Origin of the sequence: Phytobacter diazotrophicus, assembly GCF_052061655.1 — a bacterium.
GTDB classification, from domain to species: Bacteria; Pseudomonadota; Gammaproteobacteria; order Enterobacterales; family Enterobacteriaceae; genus Phytobacter; species Phytobacter diazotrophicus.
This window is the reverse complement of sequence record NZ_CM125428.1, coordinates 2,733,191-2,753,210: the sequence shown is the minus strand read 5'-3', so window position 1 is coordinate 2,753,210 and position 20,020 is coordinate 2,733,191. Positions and strand designations below refer to the sequence as shown.

The following is a 20,020-nucleotide window of genomic DNA, read 5'->3' as shown; positions in this document are numbered from 1 at the left end:
TTGACGGTAGAATAAGGTCTTATCAGGATCAATCTTGATTAAATTAATCAATATAAATATCTGTCATCAGAACTCAGGAGTGTGACGAGTGAGCGATAGATTGCATCTCTTCGTTGACAACATCCTTATTCAGGTATCTCAAAATGCCATGCAATGAGAAAACGAAGCGGCAGAGTATTTATTTCCTCGCTTTATGTCACGTTATCACCAATATCTCACCATTTTGCGACCTGGCTATCAGTTGATTATGTTAATCAACATTGATTGAACAACGACTGAAATATAAAGTTTATTGATTCGGTTCAGTGGTGATCAGGCTCAATGATGGAACCCAAGACTAAAGTAGCACCATGGCTTACGCTGGAGGAGGTTCAGGACTTTCTCGGCGTGCGTGCGCAAACCATCTATGCATACGTTAGCCGTGGATTGATTGCCTCCCACCCGGATCCACACAACACACGCCGCAGCCTGTACAGCGCCGAGAATATTCAGAAGCTGAAACAGAAGAAGCAGCAAGGCCGGAAACGGGAAACGCTCGCCGCAAATACCCTTTTTGGCACCGAACCCAGTATTCCGACAGCTATCTCGACGTTTGCCCGTGGTCGTCTGTTTTACCGGGGAAAGGATGCGATCAACTTTGCTAAAGAGGCGACGCTGGAAGAGACCGCCCGCCTGCTATGGGACGCAGAAAGCCTGGACGCGTTTTCCGTTCAGTCGCGTGATTACCCGCCCTATCCGCCGGATCGTACGCATGCGTTTGTCGCGCTGGCAACGGCAACCGCCACCGGCCATTCCACCCATGCGCGCACGCCACGCGTACTGCATGCAGAAGCGGCAAACCTGGTGGGCCATCTGGCCTCGACATTTGGTGCCGAAAATACCCCCTCTTTGCTGATTCATCAGCGTCTCGCAAAGGGCTGGGGAAAAGAAAAGGATGTGGCGGATCTCCTGCGCAAAGCGATGGTGCTGCTTGCCGATCATGAGCTGACCAGCTCCGCGTTCGCCACGCGTATTGCCGCCTCTAACGGCGCATCGTTACCCGCCTGTCTGCTGACCGGGCTGGCGACCTTTACCGGCCCACTGCATGGCGATGCCACCCCGCGTGTGAAAGCACTGTTAGATGAGGTCGAGCGTTCCAGTGCCGAACAGGTGGTTAACCGTTATCTCTCCTCGGCGCTGCCGATTCCGGGCTTCGGCCACCATCTGTATCCCGATGGCGACCCGCGCGCGGTTGCCCTGCTGGAAGAGTTCGAGCCGCCGGAAGAGATCGCCAAATTTATCGAAAAGGTCACGACCCTGACCGGGCTTTATCCCAACATTGATGCGGTGCTGGCCGCTCTGGTAACACGTTACCGGCTACAGGGCGATGCGGCCTTTGCTCTTTTCTCCATCGCCCGCAGCGTCGGGTTGCTGGCGCATGCGATGGAGCAAATCAACACCTGTAAGGTGATTCGTCCGCGTGGCCGCTACATCGGGCCAGATCTGAATATGCCGGTGAACGGGCGCAACTGAGCAGGCATAAAAAAACCGACAGCATTTCTGCTGTCGGTTTTTACAGGTTCAGGGGCTAAATCAGGCGTTCAGCAGTTGCAGGCCGCATGCTTTCACGCTTTCCAGCAGCACTTTAACGTCCTGCAGGTTGACGGTCGGGTTCAGCAACGTCAGTTTCAGGCAGGTGATGCCATCTGCTTCGGTTACACCCACGTTCGCCGCGCCAGAAGCCAGCAGCGCATCGCCGATACGCTGGTTCAACAGGGCAACAAATGCCATATCACCCTGCGCCGGACGGAAGCGGAACAGCACGCTCGCCAGTTGCGGTTTCATGACCAGTTCCAGTTGCGGCTGCTCAAGAACCCAGGCGGCTACATCCTGCGCCAGCGTTACACCGTTATCGATGATTTCGGCATATTTCTTCTGACCCAGTGCTTCAAGGCCCATCCACAATTTCAGGGCGTCAAAACGACGGGTAGTCTGTAAAGACTTCGATACCAGGTTCGGAACGCCGTGCTCTTCGTCAAAGTCGGAGTTCAGGTAAGCCGCCTGGTAACGCATCAGTTGATAGTGACGGGCATCTTTGAGCAAGAATGCGCCGCAACTGATGGTCTGGAAGAACTGTTTGTGGAAATCCAGTGTCACGGAATCCACTAACTCAAGACCGTTCAGGTAATGACGATACTTCTCGGACAGCAGCAGTGCGCCGCCCCAGGCTGCATCGACGTGAACCCAGATCCCTTCTTTTGCCGCCAGTGCTGCGATATCGGCCAGCGGATCGATAGCGCCCGCATCGGTAGTGCCGGCGGTTGCGACAATCGCCATCACCTGCTCACCGTTGGCTTTCGCCTGCGCCAGTTTCTCGGACAGATCGCTCACGTCCATGCGTGAGAATTCGTCCGTTTTCACCAGCGTGACAGAACGGTAGCCCAGCCCCATCAGCGCCATATTCTTCTGCACAGAGAAGTGCGCATTTTCAGAACAGAACACTTTGAGCTTGCTGAGATCGCCCGTTAAGCCGTTCTGCTGAACAGAGTGACCCTGACGCGCGAAGAATGCATCACGCGCCAGCATCAGGCCCATCAGGTTGCTCTGCGTCCCGCCGCTGGTGAACACACCCGCGTCGCCCGCCCCGAACCCGACCTGCTCACGCAGCCATTCAACCAGCTTCACTTCCATGATGGTGGCAGACGGGCTTTGATCCCAGGAGTCCATACTCTGGTTGGTGGCGTTAATCAGCACTTCCGCCGCCTGGCTAATCACCAGACTCGGGCAGTGCAGATGCGCCACGCACTGCGGGTGGTGCACGGACAGACTGTCTTTGAGGAAGTACTCCACGGCGCGCTCAATAGCGGCCTGGTTACCCAGGCCCTGAGAGTTGAACTCTAACTTGATGCGCTCGCGGAGCTGCTCGACGGTCTTGCCCTGATACATCTCAGGTTGCTGTAACCATTGCACAACGGCTTTCGTACTTTGCTCAATGGCGTCCTGATAGGCAGCAATGCTCTGCTCAGAACCTGACAGAATCGGATTAATATCAGACATGCGATCGACAACTCCGATTAAACAGGCTTAACGCCAGCGTTCAGCAACGCGGTTTCAAATTTATCCAGGAAGATTTCCAGTTCTGCATTGCTGATCAGCAGCGAAGGCAGCAGACGCAGTACACAACCGTTACGGCCACCGCGCTCCAGAATCAGCCCCGCTTTGAAGCACTCTTTCTGCAGCAGTGCCGACAGTTCGCCATCAGCCGGGTAGCAACCCATGTGATCCTGCGCTTCGTTCGGTTTCACGATCTCAATACCGATCATCAGACCCAGACCGCGAATGTGACCGATAACCGGGTAACGTTGCTGCAGCTCGGCCAGTTTGCCTTTCAGCCACTCGCCCTGCACAGCGACTTTATCGGCAATGCGATCGTCTTTGAGGATTTTCAGTGTGGTCAAGCCGGTAGCCATTGCCAACTGGTTGCCACGGAACGTCCCGGTGTGGTGACCCGGAGCCCAGGCGTCAAACTGTTTTTTGATACCCAGTACAGCCAGCGGCAGACCGCCACCCACAGCTTTGGACATGACAATGATGTCAGGCTCAATACCCGCGTGTTCAAAGGCGAACAGTTTACCGGTACGGGCAAAACCAGCCTGCACTTCGTCGATAATCAGCATAATGCCGTGTTCCTGGGTCACTTTACGGATACGCTGCAGCCACTCAGCCGGGGCCGGGTTAACACCGCCCTCGCCTTGTACGGCTTCCAGGATCACAGCAGCAGGCTTACGCACGCCGCTTTCGACGTCGTTAATCAGGTTATCGAAGTAGTAGGTCAGCGCTTTGACACCGGCTTCACCACCGATACCCAGCGGGCAGCGGTACTGGTTCGGATACGGCATAAACTGGACTTCTGGCATCATACCGTTGACAGCCTCTTTCGGTGACAGGTTACCCGTCACGGAGAGCGCGCCATGGGTCATGCCATGGTAACCACCGGAGAAGCTGATCACGCCAGAACGGCCAGTGACCTTTTTCGCCAGTTTCAGTGCGGCTTCAACGGCATCAGCGCCGGAAGGACCGGTAAATTGCAGGCAGTACTCTTTACCCTGACCCGGCAACAGCGACAGAAGATAAGATGAAAACTCATCTTTCAACGGCGTGGTCAGGTCGAGCGTATGTAACGGTAAGCCACTGGTAATGACACTTTGGATGCTCTGAAGCACTTCAGGATGGTTATGACCAAGCGCCATCGTCCCGGCACCTGCGAGGCAGTCAAGGTATTGATTGCCCTCCACATCAGTGATCCAAACGCCCTGAGCTTTGGCAATCGCTAAAGGCAATTTGCGCGGATAGCTGCGGACATTGGATTCAAACTCAGCTTGTCTTGCTAAAAAGGTTTCATTGCTTTGCGGTAATGAATTAGCACTCAAAGTATCAATACGGACTTTATCCGTCATCATATCACTCCTACAACCGCGGGTATGTTTAACGCCGGGTTGAATTAATGTTTAAGGGGGGTGTAAAAAACGCGGCTAATATATGTTTTTTTAGCAACGGACTCAATATTTTATTTTCCACACCCGTTTAAGGCTTTTTTATTTGAAATCAATGAGAAACAACGCAACTGGCTTTAATGCAGGCATCATAATTTGTAACTAATTCTGTTACTTAGTGAGTAATGCCTGTTTTATGTACAACATCATGATAACAACATCGCCTTAACCTATATTACGGTTATTTATTCTGTCTTTGCTGTCATTTAAAGTTAATGATGATGGAAGCAGTTGAGTGCATTATTATTTTTTTTACTTCTTTGCCATAAAGCGTAAGGAAATTATCGATCCGGCGGGTTAAATCACTTACTATGCCCGCGATAAAAATCCCGCACGTCGCGATAGCGGGTAAAAGCGACGATTTCGTTTGTTAAAACTAACGAGAAAACGTGACGTTTTCTCGCAAGCTTACCCTGCGCGACAAAGAAGAAACGCATATTGCAAAAGGAATTAATAATTTAAGTCATAAATAAGTAACACCCCGGTAACGCGTTACAGGCAAACATGTTATCGACAACGGGAGCAACATCCTGGGTTGTAACCAGAAATGTTCGCGGGCGGACATTTCGTAAGGCGTAAGCCGCTGACGTAACGGGGATCTCTCCTTCACGCAGCCCGCTTCCCTTATGCCGAGAATGAAAATTTTCATGCCATTCCTTATATGGCGCCCTGATATGAGATTGTTATGACTCGCATTTATCCACAAATCGTTGTTGCGAAATTTGGCGGCACCAGTGTTGCTGATTTTGACGCGATGAACCGTAGTGCCTCCATCGTCCTTGCCGATCAAGATGTTCGTCTGGTTGTATTGTCCGCCTCTGCTGGCGTCACCAATCTGTTAGTGGAGCTTTCCGCTGGCCTGGAGAGTGGTGAACGCACGGACAAAATCGAAACGCTACGCGCCATCCAGTACAACATTATTTCTCGCCTGAGCCAGCCAACCGCTATCAGTCAGGAAATCGATCATCTGCTCGAAAACATCAGCCGGCTTGCCGAAGAAGCGGCCAGCGTCAGTTCAACGGCGTTGAACGACGCGTTAGTCAGCCACGGCGAGCTGATGTCCAGCCTGCTGTTTGTTGAAGTGTTGCGCGAACGCGGCGTTGAAACACAGTGGTTCGATGCCCGAAAAGTGATTCGCACAAATGACTGTTTCGGCTGTGCAGAACCGGTGCCTGGGGCAATCGCTGAACTGGCGGAAAAACAGCTACGCCCGCGTCTTGAACAGGCGCTGGTGATCACTCAGGGCTTTATTGGCAGTGATGCGAAGGGGCATACGACAACGCTGGGTCGCGGCGGTAGCGATTACAGCGCGTCACTGTTTGGCGAGGCATTACACGCCGCACGTGTGGATATCTGGACCGATGTTGCCGGGATTTACACCACCGATCCCCGCATTGTTCCTCAGGCGCAGCGCATGGATAACGTCTCATTTTCTGAGGCCAGCGAAATGGCGGCCTATGGCGCCAAAGTGCTGCATCCGGCCACTATGCTGCCTGCGATGCGCAAAAATATACCGGTCTTTGTCGGCTCCAGTAAAAACCCGTCGGCGGGGGGCACGCTGGTGTGTTGCCATGCGGATAACCCACCCCGCTACCGGGCGCTGGCCGTGCGTCGTAAACAGACGCTGCTGAAATTGCACAGTCTGCATACCCAACCGGCCTGCGTTTTTTTAGCTGAGATGTTTGCGGTGCTGTCGCGACATAATACGGTGATTGATTTGGTCACCACGTCAGAAACCAGCATTGCGCTGATCCTCAACGCATCGGGCGCGACTTCCGGTGATGCAGATTCATTGACCACCTCGTTGTTGACAGAACTCTCGTCCCGCTGTCGCGTTGAGCTGGAAACCGGCCTGGACCTGGTGACGCTCATCGGTAACGACCTGACTCAGGCGTCAGGTGTCTGCAAAGATGTGTTCACTGAGCTGGAAAAACATCACGTGCGGATGATTTGCCACGGTGCGTCCGACCATACGCTCTGTTTCCTGCTGCCGGCCGCCTCCTCAGACAGCGCGGTAAAAGCGCTTCATCGCAGTTTATTTGAATAAGACTGCGCAACCCGAAGCGAGCGGATGCCCTGCTCGCTTCGGGTCAGCGACCTACGGTATTTAAGCCGGGCTGGTTTCTGGCGTTCCCCCCTCAACGTGCTGCGGCTTAATTTTTGCCACCAGCGCCGAAACATTCACGTTGTCCGTTTTCTCGGGATCCAGATAGGTTTGTGCATAATCAAGCCAGACGCCCGATTGCAGGAAGAGGATAAACAGCTCCCGGTCCAGGTGATGTTCATTGACCATGCTGACCATGATACCCAGCGCTTCAGAGAGCAATTTCCCCGGTTTGTACGGTCGGTCAATGGCCGTTAATGCTTCGAAAACATCGGCAATCGCCAGCATTTTGACCTGCATACTCATCTGCGAACCATTAAGCTGATATGGATAGCCTTTACCGTCTACCCGTTCATGATGTCCACCCGCAATTGTCGGTACATTGGCCATTGTGCGTGGGAATGGCAGATTATCCAGCATGATAATGGTCTGCATAATGTGTTCGTTGATTTTGTAGCGCTCTTCCTCATTCAACGTGCCGCGCCGGATACGCAAATTATAAATTTCGCCATAGTTATACTGGTGCAGCGGTTTTTTCAGTTTGAAGTGATATCTGTCAGCCTCTTTACTGACATCGGTACGGTAGACGATGTGCTCTTCTTTATCTGCGAGCATCGGCTCCTGTGCGGGTAACGGCGCGGCGGGCTGACGTTGTTTACGCATCAACTCCTCTTGTGAAATGCCTACCGTATCGTCGAGTGTGCGTGTCCAGCGGTAGTTGGCAATCTTATTAATACGTGCCAGTGCATCATCAGAGAGAAACTCGCTGCCAATATTACAGCGGGCAATAAAGTAGAAATCGTCGTCAAGCTGGCGCAGCGTCGCGTCCAGCGCCTGCGAATCAGTGCCCTTCCCGTGATGGCGCAAGAACTCAATTTCTTTTTCCCGTTTAAGCAGTTCAAAGCGCATGCGGATTTCATGGATCCGGTTGTAGATCTGCTCAAGCTTGGTGGCTTTATCCACAACAACTTCCGGGGTGGTGATCTTCCCGCAATCATGCAGCCAGCAGGCGGTATGTAATTCGTCCCACTCATTTGCGGAAAGCGTAAAGCTGGCGAAAGGCCCGTCTTGTACTTCTACGGCGGCTTTTGCCAGCATTTTTGTGATAACCGGCACGCGCTGGCAATGACCACCGGTATAGGGGCTTTTCTCATCAATCGCCCCGGCGATCAGTTTAATAAAGGCATTAAGCAGTTTCTTCTGTTCTGCCAAAAGATGTTGCGCTTCAATCGCCACCGAAAGCATGCCGACCAGCGAATTAATCAACTGAATTTTTGCATTTTCCTGTTTATCGCTCAGCACGTCGGTATTAAACAGCAGCAGGAAACCCATGGGGTGATTATCGTGGGTTTGCATCGGTACGGCGACGTAACGCACCGGGAGATGCGGTAAAAGAAACGCCAGCAGTGACGGGGGGATATTTTCACGGGTCAACATGCCGCTTACCGTCTGCCCCTGTAAGAGTTGCCAGAACCTGGCCTAGTGTTCATGGTCAACGGTGAGCGGCTGAATGTCCGAGAAATCGATGTTTTCCTCACGCCAACGAAACGCGGCGGGCGTGAACACATTCGCATCCTGATTGGAAAGAAAAACCATTCCGCCGGTCATGTCAGCGATTTCCGTCGTTTCGGTCAGGAGTCCCTGCATCTGCTGGGTAAAATTATTCTTAACGGTCAGCATACTGCCCATCGAGATAAATTTGATCAGCGTCTGTTTCATTTTTGCCATCGCAGTATGCAAATCATCTATCTCTTCGATGATCGAACGGCCACCAGGACGCTCTTCGGCCTCAAAATTTAACTGGCTTATCTCCTCCGCATCTTTACGCAGTCTGAGTAACGGATGAGAGATTTTGCGCGAGAAATACCAGATAACCGGCAGGCTAAGGAGGAGTAACAAGAAAGCGATCAAGGTAGAACGATCGCTGATTGCACTGGCATCTGCCGTCAAAAAAACCGCCGGGGTGGCAATCACCAGTCGGTAGTCATTTCCCGAACTGTGAATGTTAACCACTGAGCCATACCAGTCTTCGTTTCCAACATTGAAAATACGACTGCCCCTGGCATCGTCATGTGCCAGTAATGATTGTAATACCGGCAAGTTATCCATTTTCAAACCGCCGTTATTATCACCCTCACCTGTTGGCAGGCTGGCGATAATCTCACCGGACTCTGACAAAATGGCGGCCTGACTGCCAGGCGGTAGCCCTTGTTGTTGCAAAAAGGCGGAAAGTAAAGCGAGAGAAACATCGAGCCCCATCACCGCATGCTGATTATCAGCCCGCTGACTGTAGGTAAAACCGGTTTCGCCTGTGGCTTTAAAAATATAATTGGATGAGGTAATCAGTCCTTTTTCGTCGTGGGCGAGCGTATACCATTTCCGGGTACGGGGATCGTAATTATCATAGGGCACAGAGGCCGATGAAATAATATTTTGCGCACTGTCTAAATAAAACGCTTTTTTCTCGGGAGGATTTACCTCAAATCGGTAATTTTGTACCAGCCATTGGGCATTAGCCGGGCTTTTAAACAACGCCCGATTTTGGTTCGTTAACCGACGAAGAATAAAAAAGTCTCCGTTGTCCCAGGCGCTGTAGACGGAGCTGGCGTAATCATTCTGTTGCAGGATCGTGATGAAGCTACTCAACTGCGCCATGCGCTGTGGTTCTGTCATGGCATCAGCGACAGGCATCTTCGCCAGCATATTGACCGAACTCGCCATTGTGCGTGTCAGCGAATTCAGTTCCGCCGCCATCGCTTTACCCGTTTGTTGGTAGCGTTGATGTGTGCTGACTTCCGCAAGCTTTGTCAGCCGACTATGGTTGAAAAGAATGATAATGCTGCCAATTGAAACAATGAGTAGTGTAAAAAGAACGGTTATCTGGATGTGCAACGGATATCGATTTTTTAGTTTTCTTATTCGCGTTTTCATTGGCGCTTTTCCTTGGGCTTTTCCAGGAAAGATACGAATACATTTCTAAGCATAACCGAAGCCGTTAAAAGCGACAGGCGGCCCAAAAAAAGACTATTTTTCTGCGTATTAAGTCAGAATTTGCCCGATCCTGTCATGCATTAAGCCCTGCAAGTTGTCGTTACCACTGGCAAAGCAGCATGGGTCGGCCGCTCTGAGCGTGTGCGCAATACGCTTTAACGCATTGACTTACCCCGTAATAAGCCGAAAATGTGCCTCCAGGCGACAACCTGAAATACTGGAGTATCCCATTAACCGCTCACGTCGTTTGTTTCCATTAACGAAAATCAAAAAAGCCAGTGTGTTTATGGCAACGGCGCTGTTACTCGCCAGTTGTACCTCTAAGCCCCCCGTCTCACTCGTTACCCCGCTTCCGCCGGTCGCTAAACATCCCATCGCGGATAAAACGTCGCAAAACAACGAGCCGGTGCGTGGGATCTGGCTGGCAACGGTTTCCCGTCTTGACTGGCCGCCGCTTGCCTCGGTGAATGGCGTAGGCAGTGCGCAAAGCCGTATTGATCAGCAGCAGCACGCCATGCGGATAAAGCTGGATAAGCTCAAAAGCCTTGGCATCAATACCGTCTTTTTCCAGGTAAAACCGGATGGCACGGCGCTCTGGCCGTCAAAAATTCTGCCCTGGTCCGATACCCTCACGGGGAAAATTGGTCAGGATCCGGGCTACGATCCGCTGCAATTTATGCTCGATGAAGCACACAAGCGCGGTATGCGGGTACACGCCTGGTTTAACCCTTACCGTGTATCCACCAATATTAAACCCTCTACGGTGGCCGAGCTGAATTCAACCCTGCCGCTGCATCCCTCCAGCGTCTTTGTCCTGCATCGCGACTGGGTGCGTACGGCGGGTGACCGGTTTGTTCTGGATCCTGGTATTCCGGATGCGCGGGACTGGATAACCAGCATCGTGGCGGAGGTTGTCAGCCGCTATCCGGTCGATGGCGTGCAGTTCGATGACTACTTCTATACCGAGACGGCGGGTTCTGCGCTTAATGACGGCGAGACGTTCAGAAAATATGGTCAGGGATTTGCGTCGAAGGCCGACTGGCGGCGGCATAATACGCAGCAGTTGATTGAACAGGTTTCGCGTACCATCAAACAGATTAACCCGGATGTTGAGTTTGGCGTCAGCCCTGCCGGGGTATGGCGTAACCGCTCTTTCGACCCGGCAGGTTCCGATACGCGAGGCGCCGCTGCCTATGATGAGTCTTTTGCTGATACCCGCCGCTGGGTCCAGCAAGGATTGCTGGACTACATCGCCCCGCAGTTGTACTGGCCGTTTGCCCGTGACGCTGCGCGTTATGATGTGCTGGCGAAATGGTGGGCGGACGTTGTAAAACCGACGAAAACCCGTCTGTATATTGGCGTTGCGCTGTATAAAGTGGGCGAACCATCAAAGAATGAGCCGGACTGGACGGTCAATGGCGGCGTGCCGGAACTGAAAAAACAGCTCGATTTGAATGAGTCGACGCCGCAAATAAAAGGCACGATTCTGTTCCGCGAGGATTATCTGAACCAACCGCAAACCCAGCAGGCGGTCAATTATCTGAAACGCCGCTGGGGTAATTAATCACATTCTGGCGGGTACCACTCCATTACTACACACCCGCCAGAATATTAATTGCCGATCCCTGCCGGATTATATCCCATATGAAAGCTGTCGCTGAAATGTATCACCTCCAGCCCGACTTTCCTGAATAAGATTTCCAGTGATTGCTTTGTGTGAATGGTGATATGTCCATTTCGTGGCGCAATATACCAGTGGTTCATCCCCTCACGGGTGGTTGAGTCATTGACCAGTGTGGAGAAAAATATCGCCCCTTCGTTTTCTTTCAAATAATCGCAGGCAGCCATAAGCGTCTCAACGGGCGTGGGCGTATGTTCAAACACCTCAAAGCAAACAATCAGTTCAAATTTACCTGTCGGGAGATGGTTATTAAGATGGAACGGATCCCAACCGACAGCATCCACACCCTCTGCACATAACAACTGCGCAAGCTGCCCATCGCCACCGCCGTAATCCAGAACACGCCACTCTTTAATCGCTTCAAAATTGGACATAATTAATTCGAGATTACTTTTCGAGCGGGCACCTGTAAAATCTGGATCATGCATCACATATTCATCGTTATAGATATGCGTTTTAAAATCATCAAATGTCCAGTCATCGAAAGCATGGGTATAAATTAATCCGCAGTTTTCGCAGCGATGGTAATAAATGGGCACGCCGGTGAGCGGAAGTACGGCATGATCAGGTAATGTGCTCAAACAAGAAGTGTTGAAATCAAGCACACCGTGCAATTGAGCATTTCCGTCACATATCTTACATTTCGAACGTTGTTGCAGCCCTTTAATAATCATACACCCTCGCGATACCAGCTCATTGCCTTCAGATTAGCGTTCAACGATACCAACCCTGACGGCAACTCATGTAGAGAAAAACCCCCCTTTTCATAGCTAATTTGCACCATCAGCGAGCATATTTGTTTCTGTCGCGTCAAAACCCCGAATGTCGCGCCAGCGATGTCACATCACATCAGGTGCCTTAGCATTTTGATATTCTTATCGTTCGGTTCCTGATGCAGCTCGACGCAATATTTTTCGCCGTAGACTTCGAGTAATTTTTGTACCGTGCCGCGACTGTTTCTGCTATCCATCCACAGCTCTTCTCTTGCCTTATCGCCAATTTTAACCATCTCGTTGTGGCTTAGTGCAGGCGGGGTTGTGCCAAAAAACAGCATGCTGTTCTTTTTATAATTATCCTGCGCATGTTCATTACCTAATTCATCAACGGCTAAACCACACTTTAATAATTTTTTAACTTTCGTTTCCTGGGTGTCACAACCTTGCAAAAGGAGAAGACTAAAAGCAATTATTACTGCTCTTATGAGTTTCATTCCTGACCTTAACTAAAATAAAAAGCCGCGATTTCATGCGATTATATTAAAATCCGCTTGAAAGATGTAGTCTGTCTTGAAATAACTGAGAGCACGCACCTGCAATTAAGGAAAATAAATGAGCACTGCAAGCACCTCCATCGCATTAGGCTATTCTGATGTCCCACCGGGACATGTGGCATCGGTCGTCACCTGTCTCGAAATGCGTTCCAAACCGCAGCAGGAAACCTTACCCCTTCCCGAGGGCATCACCCTGGCGCCGCTGGTTAACGTGGATTTGGTCGCCTACCGCGCGCTGTTTCGCAAGATTGGCGCTAAATGGCTGTGGTTTTCCCGTCTCTATATGGCCGATGACAAACTGACCGCTATCCTGAACGACCCGAACGTTGAAGCCTGGGTTATTCGCGATGGCGCAGAGGATATCGGTATGCTTGAGCTGGATTTTAGTGAGCCCGGCCAGTGTGAACTGGTGTTTTTGGGGCTGGTAGAGGGCACTACCGGCAAAGGACTGGGCCGCGCCGTTATGAGCAGAGCGACAGAACGCGCCTTTGCGAAACCCATCGAGCGTTTCTGGGTACACACCTGTACCTTTGACCACCCGTCGGCGCTCAGCTTTTATATCCGCTCAGGCTTTGTCCCCTACGCTTTTCAGGTTGAAGTACAGGCCGACCCGCGCCTGACAGGCCATTTACCTGCCGACGCCGCACCGCACATTCCACTGATCAGATGACGTTGTAAGCGGCGCGAAGCGTATTGAGCAGCGCCTGCGCCGCCGTGGAAAGCTGCGCATGATCGAGGCGAAGAATCCCCACGCGCCGTTCGATCACCGGGTTTATCAAAGGTACGCACACCGCCCCCAGCTCGATCATCTGTTTTTCGCACAACGCAGGCACCGCGCTTGCGCCAAGACCACTTGCCACCATACGACCGACCGTCACCAGTTGATGACTTTCAAAGGCCACTTCCAGCTTATGCCCACTGCGGGCCAGTCTCTCTTCGAGCATGATGCGTACCGCTGAGGGCCGTTGCAGCGTAATAAAATCGAGCTTAAGCAGTTCTCGCCAGCTAACCTGCTCCTTTTGTGCCAGCGGACAGTCGCGAGGCACCACGGCCAGAAAGCGATCCATGGCCAGCGGCGTAAAGTGCAGGCTGGACGCGGGCTCCGGTTCAAAAGCAATTCCCATCTCCACCCGCCCGTCGCTTATCATCTCGATCACCTGTTCGTTAATGACATCATGTACCGTCACGTTAATGCCCGCATAGCGATCGCGAAACGCCTTAAGCACGGGGGGGAGCGCGTTGGCAGCGAAAGACGGCATCGCGGCAACCGACACCTTGCCTCTCTGTAGCGTAAAACGCTGACGCAGCGCCTCTTCGGCGTTATCGCAATCGGCAATAAGCTGGCGCGCCATCGGGAAAAGCGCCTCGCCTTCCGGTGTAAGGGTGACCCGCCGCGTGGTTCGCGTCAGCAATGCGCCCCCCAGAACCTCTTCCAGCCCGCGAATCGCCAGACTCAGGGCCGGTTGCGACATATTCAGCTTTTCGCTCGCATGGGCGAAGTTAAGAGTGTGAGCTACCGCTAAAAACGCGCGTAACTGTTTGATGGTCATTCTCATTTATCATTTCATTAACTTATTGAAAAAGATTAATTAACAAAAGATTAATAAGAAAAGCAAATCGATCCGTCACAAAATCAAAATTAACAAATCATTTTTCGCCCCGGATGATGCCGCAAAAGGACAACACAGGGGCAAGCGAATGGCTGGACTGGATAAACGCGTCGCGAGTTATCAAGAGGCGCTCGAGGGGCTTAACAACAACATGACGGTACTGGCAGGCGGCTTTGGTCTGTGCGGTATTCCGGAAAATCTCATCGCCGAAATCCGCCGCCGCGATGTACACGGCCTGACGGTGGTTTCCAATAACTGTGGTGTCGATGGCTTCGGCCTTGGCGTCCTGCTGGAAAGCCGCCAGGTCCGTAAAGTCATCGCCTCTTACGTTGGCGAAAACGCCCTTTTTGAAGAGCTGGTGATCAAGGGGGAGCTTGAAGTGGAGCTGACGCCGCAGGGCAGCCTGGCCGAAAAGATCCGCGCTGGCGGTGCCGGTATTCCGGCCTTTTTCACCGCCACCGGTTATGGCACCCCTGTCGCCGAGGGCAAGGAGGTACGTGAATTCGCTGGTCGCCCGTACATTCTGGAAGCGGCAATTACCGGCGATTTCGCCATTGTTAAAGGCTGGAAGGCCGACTGGTACGGCAATGTCATCTATCGCCACACGGCGCAAAATTTCAACCCGCTGATGGCCACCGCCGGAAAAATAACCGTGGTTGAGGTGGAAGAGATTGTGCCACCTGGTGAACTCGACCCTTCCGCCATTCACACCCCCGGAATCTATGTGGATCGTCTGATTCAGGGCCGATTCGAAAAACGTATTGAACAGCGCACGCTGCGCGCATAAGGAGCCGATATGTTGACACGTGAACAGATGGCGCAGCGCGTGGCGCGCGAACTGCGTGATGGCTACTACGTCAATCTGGGTATTGGTATCCCAACACTGGTAGCGAACTTCGTCCCGCCTGGCGTTGATGTGATGCTGCAATCCGAAAACGGCTTGCTCGGTATGGGGGCGTTTCCCACCGAAGCTGAGTTAGATGCCGACATGATCAATGCAGGAAAACAGACGGTGACCGCCAGACCCGGCGCGGCCATTTTCGACTCGGCGCAGTCCTTCGCCATGATCCGTGGCGGCCACGTGGATTTAACCGTCCTTGGCGCCTTTGAAGTGGATGTCGACGGTAATATCGCCTCCTGGATGATCCCCGGAAAAATGGTGAAAGGCATGGGCGGCGCGATGGATCTGGTGGCGGGCGCGGAAAATATTATCGTGGTAATGACCCATGCCTCAAAAAACGGTGAGTCCAAACTGTTGGATCACTGCACCCTTCCGCTGACCGGGGCGAACTGCATTCGCCGCGTTCTGACTGACCTGGCCTACCTGGAAATTGAGAACGGGGCGTTCGTGCTTAAAGAGCGCGCACCGGGCGTCAGCGTGGACGAGATCGTCAGCAAAACTGCCGGGCGCCTCATCGTGCCTGATGTGGTCCCCGAGATGCGTTTTCAATGAGGAGCGAACAGATGCAGGACGTGGTAATTGTCGCAGCAACCCGTACACCCACCGGTAATTTTCATGGCGCGCTGGCCCCGCTCCCGGCGGTTGAGCTTGGCGTCGTCGTGGTGAAAGCGTTACTGGAAAAGAGCGGAATTCGTCCCGATCAGGTAGACGAGGTGATTTTTGGCCAGGTGTTAAGTGCGGGCTGCGGGCAAAACCCGGCGCGTCAGACGGCGCTGCAGGCGGGGATCCCGGTGACCACACCCGCGGTGACCATCAACCAGGTTTGCGGCTCCGGGCTCAAAGCGGTGTTGCAGGCGGTGCAGGCGATCCGCAGCGGCGATGCGCACATTGTGATCGCCGGAGGTCAGGAAAGTATGAGTAACGCGCCCTATCTGCTGGACGGCGCGCGTGCCGGGTTACGTCTTGGTCACAGCAATATGCTTGATAGCGTGATTCACGACGGTTTGTGGGATGCGTTCAACGACTATCACATGGGCATTACGGCGGAAAACCTCGCAGAAAAATACGCGATTGACCGTGCGCGTCAGGATGCCTTTGCCCTTACCTCACAGCAAAAAGCGGTCGCTGCCCGTGAAGCCGGGCGATTCAGCGCGGAAATCACCCCCGTTAGCGTTCCGCGCGGCAAAAAAGAGCCGGTTGTGGTCAGCCAGGATGAGCCGCCGCGCCCGGAAACCTCGCTGGAATTATTAAACCGTCTGCGCCCGGCGTTTCGTCCGGATGGCGGTACGGTGACGGCGGGCAACGCGTCACCACTCAACGACGGTGCCGCGGCAGTGCTGGTGATGAGTGCGGAGAAAGCCCGCGAACTTAACCTTACCCCAATGGCCCACATTGCCGGCTATGCGGTGGCGGGTGTTGATCCGGCGGTAATGGGGCTTGGCCCGGTTCCGGCAACGCGTGCGGCCCTGAAACGCGCAGGCTGGGATATCAACGACCTTGATCTGATTGAAGCTAACGAAGCTTTTGCCGTCCAGGCGCTGGCCGTCGGCGAAGAACTGGGCTGGAACAGCGAACGCGTCAATGTGAATGGCGGCGCGATCGCCCTCGGTCATCCGATTGGCGCGTCGGGCTGTCGCATTCTGGTGACGCTCCTGCATGAAATGCAGCGCCGTGATGCACATAAAGGGCTGGCGACGCTTTGCGTCGGCGGCGGTCAGGGCGTCGCGCTGGCGGTGGCCCGATGAAGGAGAACAGCATGCAGCAGACCGTGGTCATCGGCGCAGGCCTGATGGGGATCGGCATTGCCACCCACTTCGCCCGCTTTCATCAGGACGTTCTGATCTACGATACCGACCCGGCTCGTCTGGCAGAAGTGGCAGGTGCCGCGAGCGCCATCCTCAGCGAACTTCGGGACGCCGGGCAATTCAGCGACGCAGACAAACCAGCGACGCTGGCGCGGCTTCACGTGACAACGTCACTTGACGATCTTGCGCATGCCCGCCTGCTTATCGAGGCAATTCCTGAACGTCTGGAACTTAAACACGCGCTTTATGCCGAGCTGGAAAAACGCATTGCCCCCGATGCGATCATTGCCAGTAATACCAGCGGCCTGCCACCGGATGCGCTGGCGGCAAAACTGGCGCATCCCTCGCGTCTGCTGATCGCCCATTTCTGGAACCCGCCCCACTTTATTCCGCTGGTCGAAGTGGTTCCCGGCAGCCAGACCGACCCGCAGTACGTTGAGACGGTGTATCAGCTTTTACGCCGCCTTGAACTGGAGGCGGTAAAGCTTGACCGCGCCGCTCCCGGTTTTATCGGCAACCGCCTGCAGTTTGCCCTGCTGCGGGAAGCCTTACACATCGTCCACAGCGGCATTGCCAGCGCCGGGGTGGTGGATCAGGTGATGCGTGCGTCGCTTGGTCGGCGTTATGCCATGGTGGGCCCACTGGAAGCGGCGGATATGACCGGCCTTAACACCGTGCTGGACATCTATAGCCACCTGCTACCAGAGCTTGCCCAGGGCGATGCGATGCTCGAACTGATCAAGGAAAAAACGCAACGCGGCGATACCGGCGAGCGTAGCGGAGACGGATTTTATCACTGGGATGAGGCGCGACGCGTACGCATCCAACAACGACGCGCCTGGCAACTGCGTCATGCCCTAAAGCCTTAATGACCGGTTCTGTCCCCTACAAAAACAAGATTCAGGAGTCATGATGAGCGTAATAATTGCCCTGGCTGCACTGGCCTTGCTGATGGTCGCGGCTTATCGCGGCTACAGCGTCATTTTGTTCGCCCCGATTGCCGCGTTAGGCGCCGTGCTTCTGACCGATCCCGGCGCGGTTGGCCCGGCCTTTACCGGCCTGTTTATGGAGAAGATGGTCGGGTTCGTTAAACTCTACTTCCCGGTTTTTTTACTCGGCGCGGTGTTTGGCAAGCTGATCGAGCTTTCGGGTTTTTCCCGTTCGATTGTCGCCGCAGCAATCCAGTTATTAGGCCGTCGCCACGCCATCCCGGTGATTGTGCTGGTGTGTGCGCTCCTGACCTATGGCGGGGTCTCCCTGTTTGTGGTGGCGTTTGCGGTTTATCCATTTGCGGCTGAACTGTTCCGCCAGAGCGGCATTCCGAAACGGCTTATCCCTGCCACCATCGCACTTGGCGCATTCAGCTTCACGATGGATGCCCTGCCCGGTACGCCGCAGATTCAGAACATCATCCCTACAAGTTTCTTCGGCACCAACGCATGGGCAGCTCCCTGGCTTGGTTTGATCGGTTCGCTATTTATTATTGTGGTCGGCCTTTTTTATCTCGAACGTCAGCGGCGCAAAGCGCAGGCCAATAATGAAGGTTACGGCACCGACTTACAAAATGAGCCGGAAACGCCGGATAACATCAACTTGCCTAACCCGATTATCGCCATTGCGCCGTTGATCCTGGTGGGTGTTTTCAATTTGCTGTTTACCCGCTGGATCCCGGTCTGGTATGGCGCCACGCATGAACTGACGCTTCCCGGTCTGGCGAAGCCTATTGTCACCGAGGTGGGTAAAATTAACGCCATCTGGGCGGTGGAAGCGGCCCTGTGCGCAGGCATTTTAATGGTGGTGATCTGTGGCTTTCGCAATATTCGCGGACGGCTGGCAGAAGGCAGCAAAACGGCCGTGGGTGGCGCCATTCTGGCGGCAATGAATACTGCATCTGAATATGGATTTGGCGCAGTCATCGCCGCTCTGCCAGGCTTTCTGGTGTTGTCCAAAGGACTGGCGGCGATCCCCAATCCGCTGTTGAACGAAGCCATCAGCGTTACGGTGCTGGCCGGGATCACCGGCTCCGCGTCCGGGGGGATGAGTATCGCGCTGGCGGCCATGGCCGATACGTTCGTTGCCGCCGCTCATGCGGCCCACATTCCACTGGAGGTGTTGCACCGCGTGGCATCAATGGCCAGCGGCGGTATGGATACCCTTCCGCATAATGGCGCGGTTATCACCCTGCTCGCCATTACGGGTTTATCACACCGACAGGCGTATGGCGGCATTTTCGCCATCACCCTGATTAAAAGTCTGGCGGTCCTGTTTGTGATCGGCGTGTTCTACATGACCGGTATTGTTTAAGGAGAACAAGATGCATCTGAACGGTAAAGTCGCGCTGGTAACGGGCTCCACCAGCGGCATTGGTCTGGGGATCGCCTGCGCGCTGGCAGAAGCGGGCGCAGAGCTTATTCTCAATGGTTTTGGCGAGGTAGATCGCGCCAAAGAGAAAGTCGCTCGCTATGGGGCAAGGCCCGGTTATCACGACGCGGATCTTAGCGACCCGGCGCAAATTGAAGCCATGATGCAGTATGCGGAAAGGGAGTATGGCGGCGTGGATATCCTGGTCAATAACGCCGGGATCCAGCATGTCGCTCCTGTCGAACAGTTCCCGGTCGAAAAGTGGAACGCTATCCTGGCGATCAATCTGTCGTCGGTCTTTCATACCAGCCGCCTGGCGCTACCGGGAATGAAAGAGCGCAACTGGGGGCGCATTATCAATATTGCTTCGGTGCATGGCCTGGTGGCCTCGAAAGAGAAATCCGCCTATGTCGCCGCCAAGCACGCGGTGGTCGGCCTGACGAAAGTTATCGCCCTGGAAAACGCCCAGACCAACATCACCTGTAATGCCCTGTGCCCCGGCTGGGTGTTGACACCACTCGTACAACAGCAGATTGACCAGCGCATTGCCTCCGGGGTCGCCCCCGACGTGGCTCGCGACTCACTGCTTGGGGAAAAACAGCCCTCCGGTGAGTTTGTCACCCCGGAACAACTTGGCGCGCTGACCCTCTTTTTATGCAGTGACGCCGCGTCCCAGGTTCGCGGCGCGGCATGGAATATGGACGGCGGTTGGATCGCTCAGTAATCGCAAAAGGCTCGTCCCCACTGGTGCGCGGGACGAGCCTG

General features: G+C 53.8%; 15 protein-coding genes and 1 pseudogene. 10 read left to right on the top strand and 6 right to left on the bottom strand.

The window, feature by feature from the left end; genetic code table 11:
• Window positions 1–321 precede the first annotated feature (321 nt).
• Window positions 322–1,512 (top strand): citrate synthase family protein, encoded by a 1,191-nt coding sequence (locus tag ACS0RQ_RS13490; protein WP_271851409.1) that lies wholly within the window; start codon window positions 322–324, stop codon window positions 1,510–1,512.
• Between the two features lie 60 nt (window positions 1,513–1,572).
• Here the strand turns inward: ACS0RQ_RS13490 and ACS0RQ_RS13485 are convergent, their stop codons facing one another.
• Window positions 1,573–3,036, bottom strand: coding sequence for a pyridoxal phosphate-dependent decarboxylase family protein (locus ACS0RQ_RS13485; protein ID WP_271851408.1), 1,464 nt, complete (start codon window positions 3,034–3,036; stop codon window positions 1,573–1,575).
• A 17-nt stretch (window positions 3,037–3,053) separates the two neighbouring features.
• On the bottom strand, window positions 3,054–4,439 hold the full coding sequence (locus ACS0RQ_RS13480; RefSeq protein WP_039079003.1) for a diaminobutyrate--2-oxoglutarate transaminase: 1,386 nt from the start codon (window positions 4,437–4,439) through the stop codon (window positions 3,054–3,056).
• A 778-nt stretch (window positions 4,440–5,217) separates the two neighbouring features.
• Here ACS0RQ_RS13480 and lysC point away from each other — a divergent pair.
• Window positions 5,218–6,579 (top strand): lysine-sensitive aspartokinase 3, encoded by a 1,362-nt coding sequence (lysC, locus tag ACS0RQ_RS13475; protein WP_222556043.1) that lies wholly within the window; start codon window positions 5,218–5,220, stop codon window positions 6,577–6,579.
• Between the two features lie 60 nt (window positions 6,580–6,639).
• Here the strand turns inward: lysC and ACS0RQ_RS13470 are convergent.
• Window positions 6,640–9,567, bottom strand: a pseudogene (locus ACS0RQ_RS13470) (HD domain-containing phosphohydrolase).
• Between the two features lie 346 nt (window positions 9,568–9,913).
• Between ACS0RQ_RS13470 and ACS0RQ_RS13465 the strand changes: the two are divergent.
• Complete coding sequence (locus ACS0RQ_RS13465) at window positions 9,914–11,191, top strand: glycoside hydrolase family 10-like protein (RefSeq protein ID WP_271851407.1); 1,278 nt, start codon at window positions 9,914–9,916, stop codon at window positions 11,189–11,191.
• 47 nt (window positions 11,192–11,238) lie between these two features.
• On the opposite strand, the gene ACS0RQ_RS13460 is transcribed toward ACS0RQ_RS13465, so the two are convergent.
• Together ACS0RQ_RS13460 and ACS0RQ_RS13455 are read right to left on the bottom strand one after the other, a co-directional pair.
• Window positions 11,239–11,982 carry a class I SAM-dependent methyltransferase gene (locus ACS0RQ_RS13460; RefSeq protein ID WP_271851406.1) on the bottom strand — a complete coding sequence of 248 codons (744 nt, stop codon included), beginning with the start codon at window positions 11,980–11,982 and terminating at the stop codon, window positions 11,239–11,241.
• A 170-nt stretch (window positions 11,983–12,152) separates the two neighbouring features.
• Complete coding sequence (locus tag ACS0RQ_RS13455) at window positions 12,153–12,518, bottom strand: hypothetical protein (RefSeq protein WP_271851405.1); 366 nt, start codon at window positions 12,516–12,518, stop codon at window positions 12,153–12,155.
• A 118-nt stretch (window positions 12,519–12,636) separates the two neighbouring features.
• Here ACS0RQ_RS13455 and ACS0RQ_RS13450 point away from each other — a divergent pair, with 118 nt between their 5' ends.
• Window positions 12,637–13,248: a GNAT family N-acetyltransferase gene (locus tag ACS0RQ_RS13450; protein ID WP_125124670.1), complete on the top strand. Its 612-nt coding sequence runs from the start codon at window positions 12,637–12,639 to the stop codon at window positions 13,246–13,248.
• On the opposite strand, the gene ACS0RQ_RS13445 is transcribed toward ACS0RQ_RS13450, so the two are convergent.
• Entirely contained in the window at window positions 13,241–14,134 is an 894-nt protein-coding gene (locus ACS0RQ_RS13445; protein ID WP_039078997.1) for a LysR family transcriptional regulator, read from the bottom strand. The genes ACS0RQ_RS13450 and ACS0RQ_RS13445 overlap by 8 nt on opposite strands.
• A 142-nt stretch (window positions 14,135–14,276) precedes the next feature.
• On the opposite strand from ACS0RQ_RS13445, the gene ACS0RQ_RS13440 reads away from it, so the two are divergent.
• From ACS0RQ_RS13440 to ACS0RQ_RS13415, 6 genes are read left to right on the top strand one after another with little or no spacing between them, the layout of a single operon-like run.
• The gene (locus tag ACS0RQ_RS13440) at window positions 14,277–14,975 is read left to right on the top strand and encodes a CoA transferase subunit A (RefSeq protein WP_271851404.1); all 699 of its coding nucleotides are present in this window, start codon (window positions 14,277–14,279) and stop codon (window positions 14,973–14,975) included.
• Between the two features lie 9 nt (window positions 14,976–14,984).
• The gene (locus tag ACS0RQ_RS13435; protein WP_271851403.1) at window positions 14,985–15,641 is read left to right on the top strand and encodes a CoA transferase subunit B; all 657 of its coding nucleotides are present in this window, start codon (window positions 14,985–14,987) and stop codon (window positions 15,639–15,641) included.
• An 11-nt stretch (window positions 15,642–15,652) separates the two neighbouring features.
• Window positions 15,653–16,834 carry an acetyl-CoA C-acetyltransferase gene (locus tag ACS0RQ_RS13430; RefSeq protein WP_271851402.1) on the top strand — a complete coding sequence of 394 codons (1,182 nt, stop codon included), beginning with the start codon at window positions 15,653–15,655 and terminating at the stop codon, window positions 16,832–16,834.
• Between the two features lie 11 nt (window positions 16,835–16,845).
• On the top strand, window positions 16,846–17,763 hold the full coding sequence (locus ACS0RQ_RS13425; protein ID WP_271851401.1) for a 3-hydroxyacyl-CoA dehydrogenase family protein: 918 nt from the start codon (window positions 16,846–16,848) through the stop codon (window positions 17,761–17,763).
• A 40-nt stretch (window positions 17,764–17,803) separates the two neighbouring features.
• Window positions 17,804–19,198, top strand: a complete 1,395-nt coding sequence (locus ACS0RQ_RS13420) for a GntP family permease (RefSeq protein WP_172600656.1) — start codon at window positions 17,804–17,806, stop codon at window positions 19,196–19,198.
• A gap of 10 nt (window positions 19,199–19,208) precedes the next feature.
• Window positions 19,209–19,979: a 3-hydroxybutyrate dehydrogenase gene (locus ACS0RQ_RS13415; RefSeq protein ID WP_271851400.1), complete on the top strand. Its 771-nt coding sequence runs from the start codon at window positions 19,209–19,211 to the stop codon at window positions 19,977–19,979.
• Window positions 19,980–20,020: the final 41 nt, after the last annotated feature.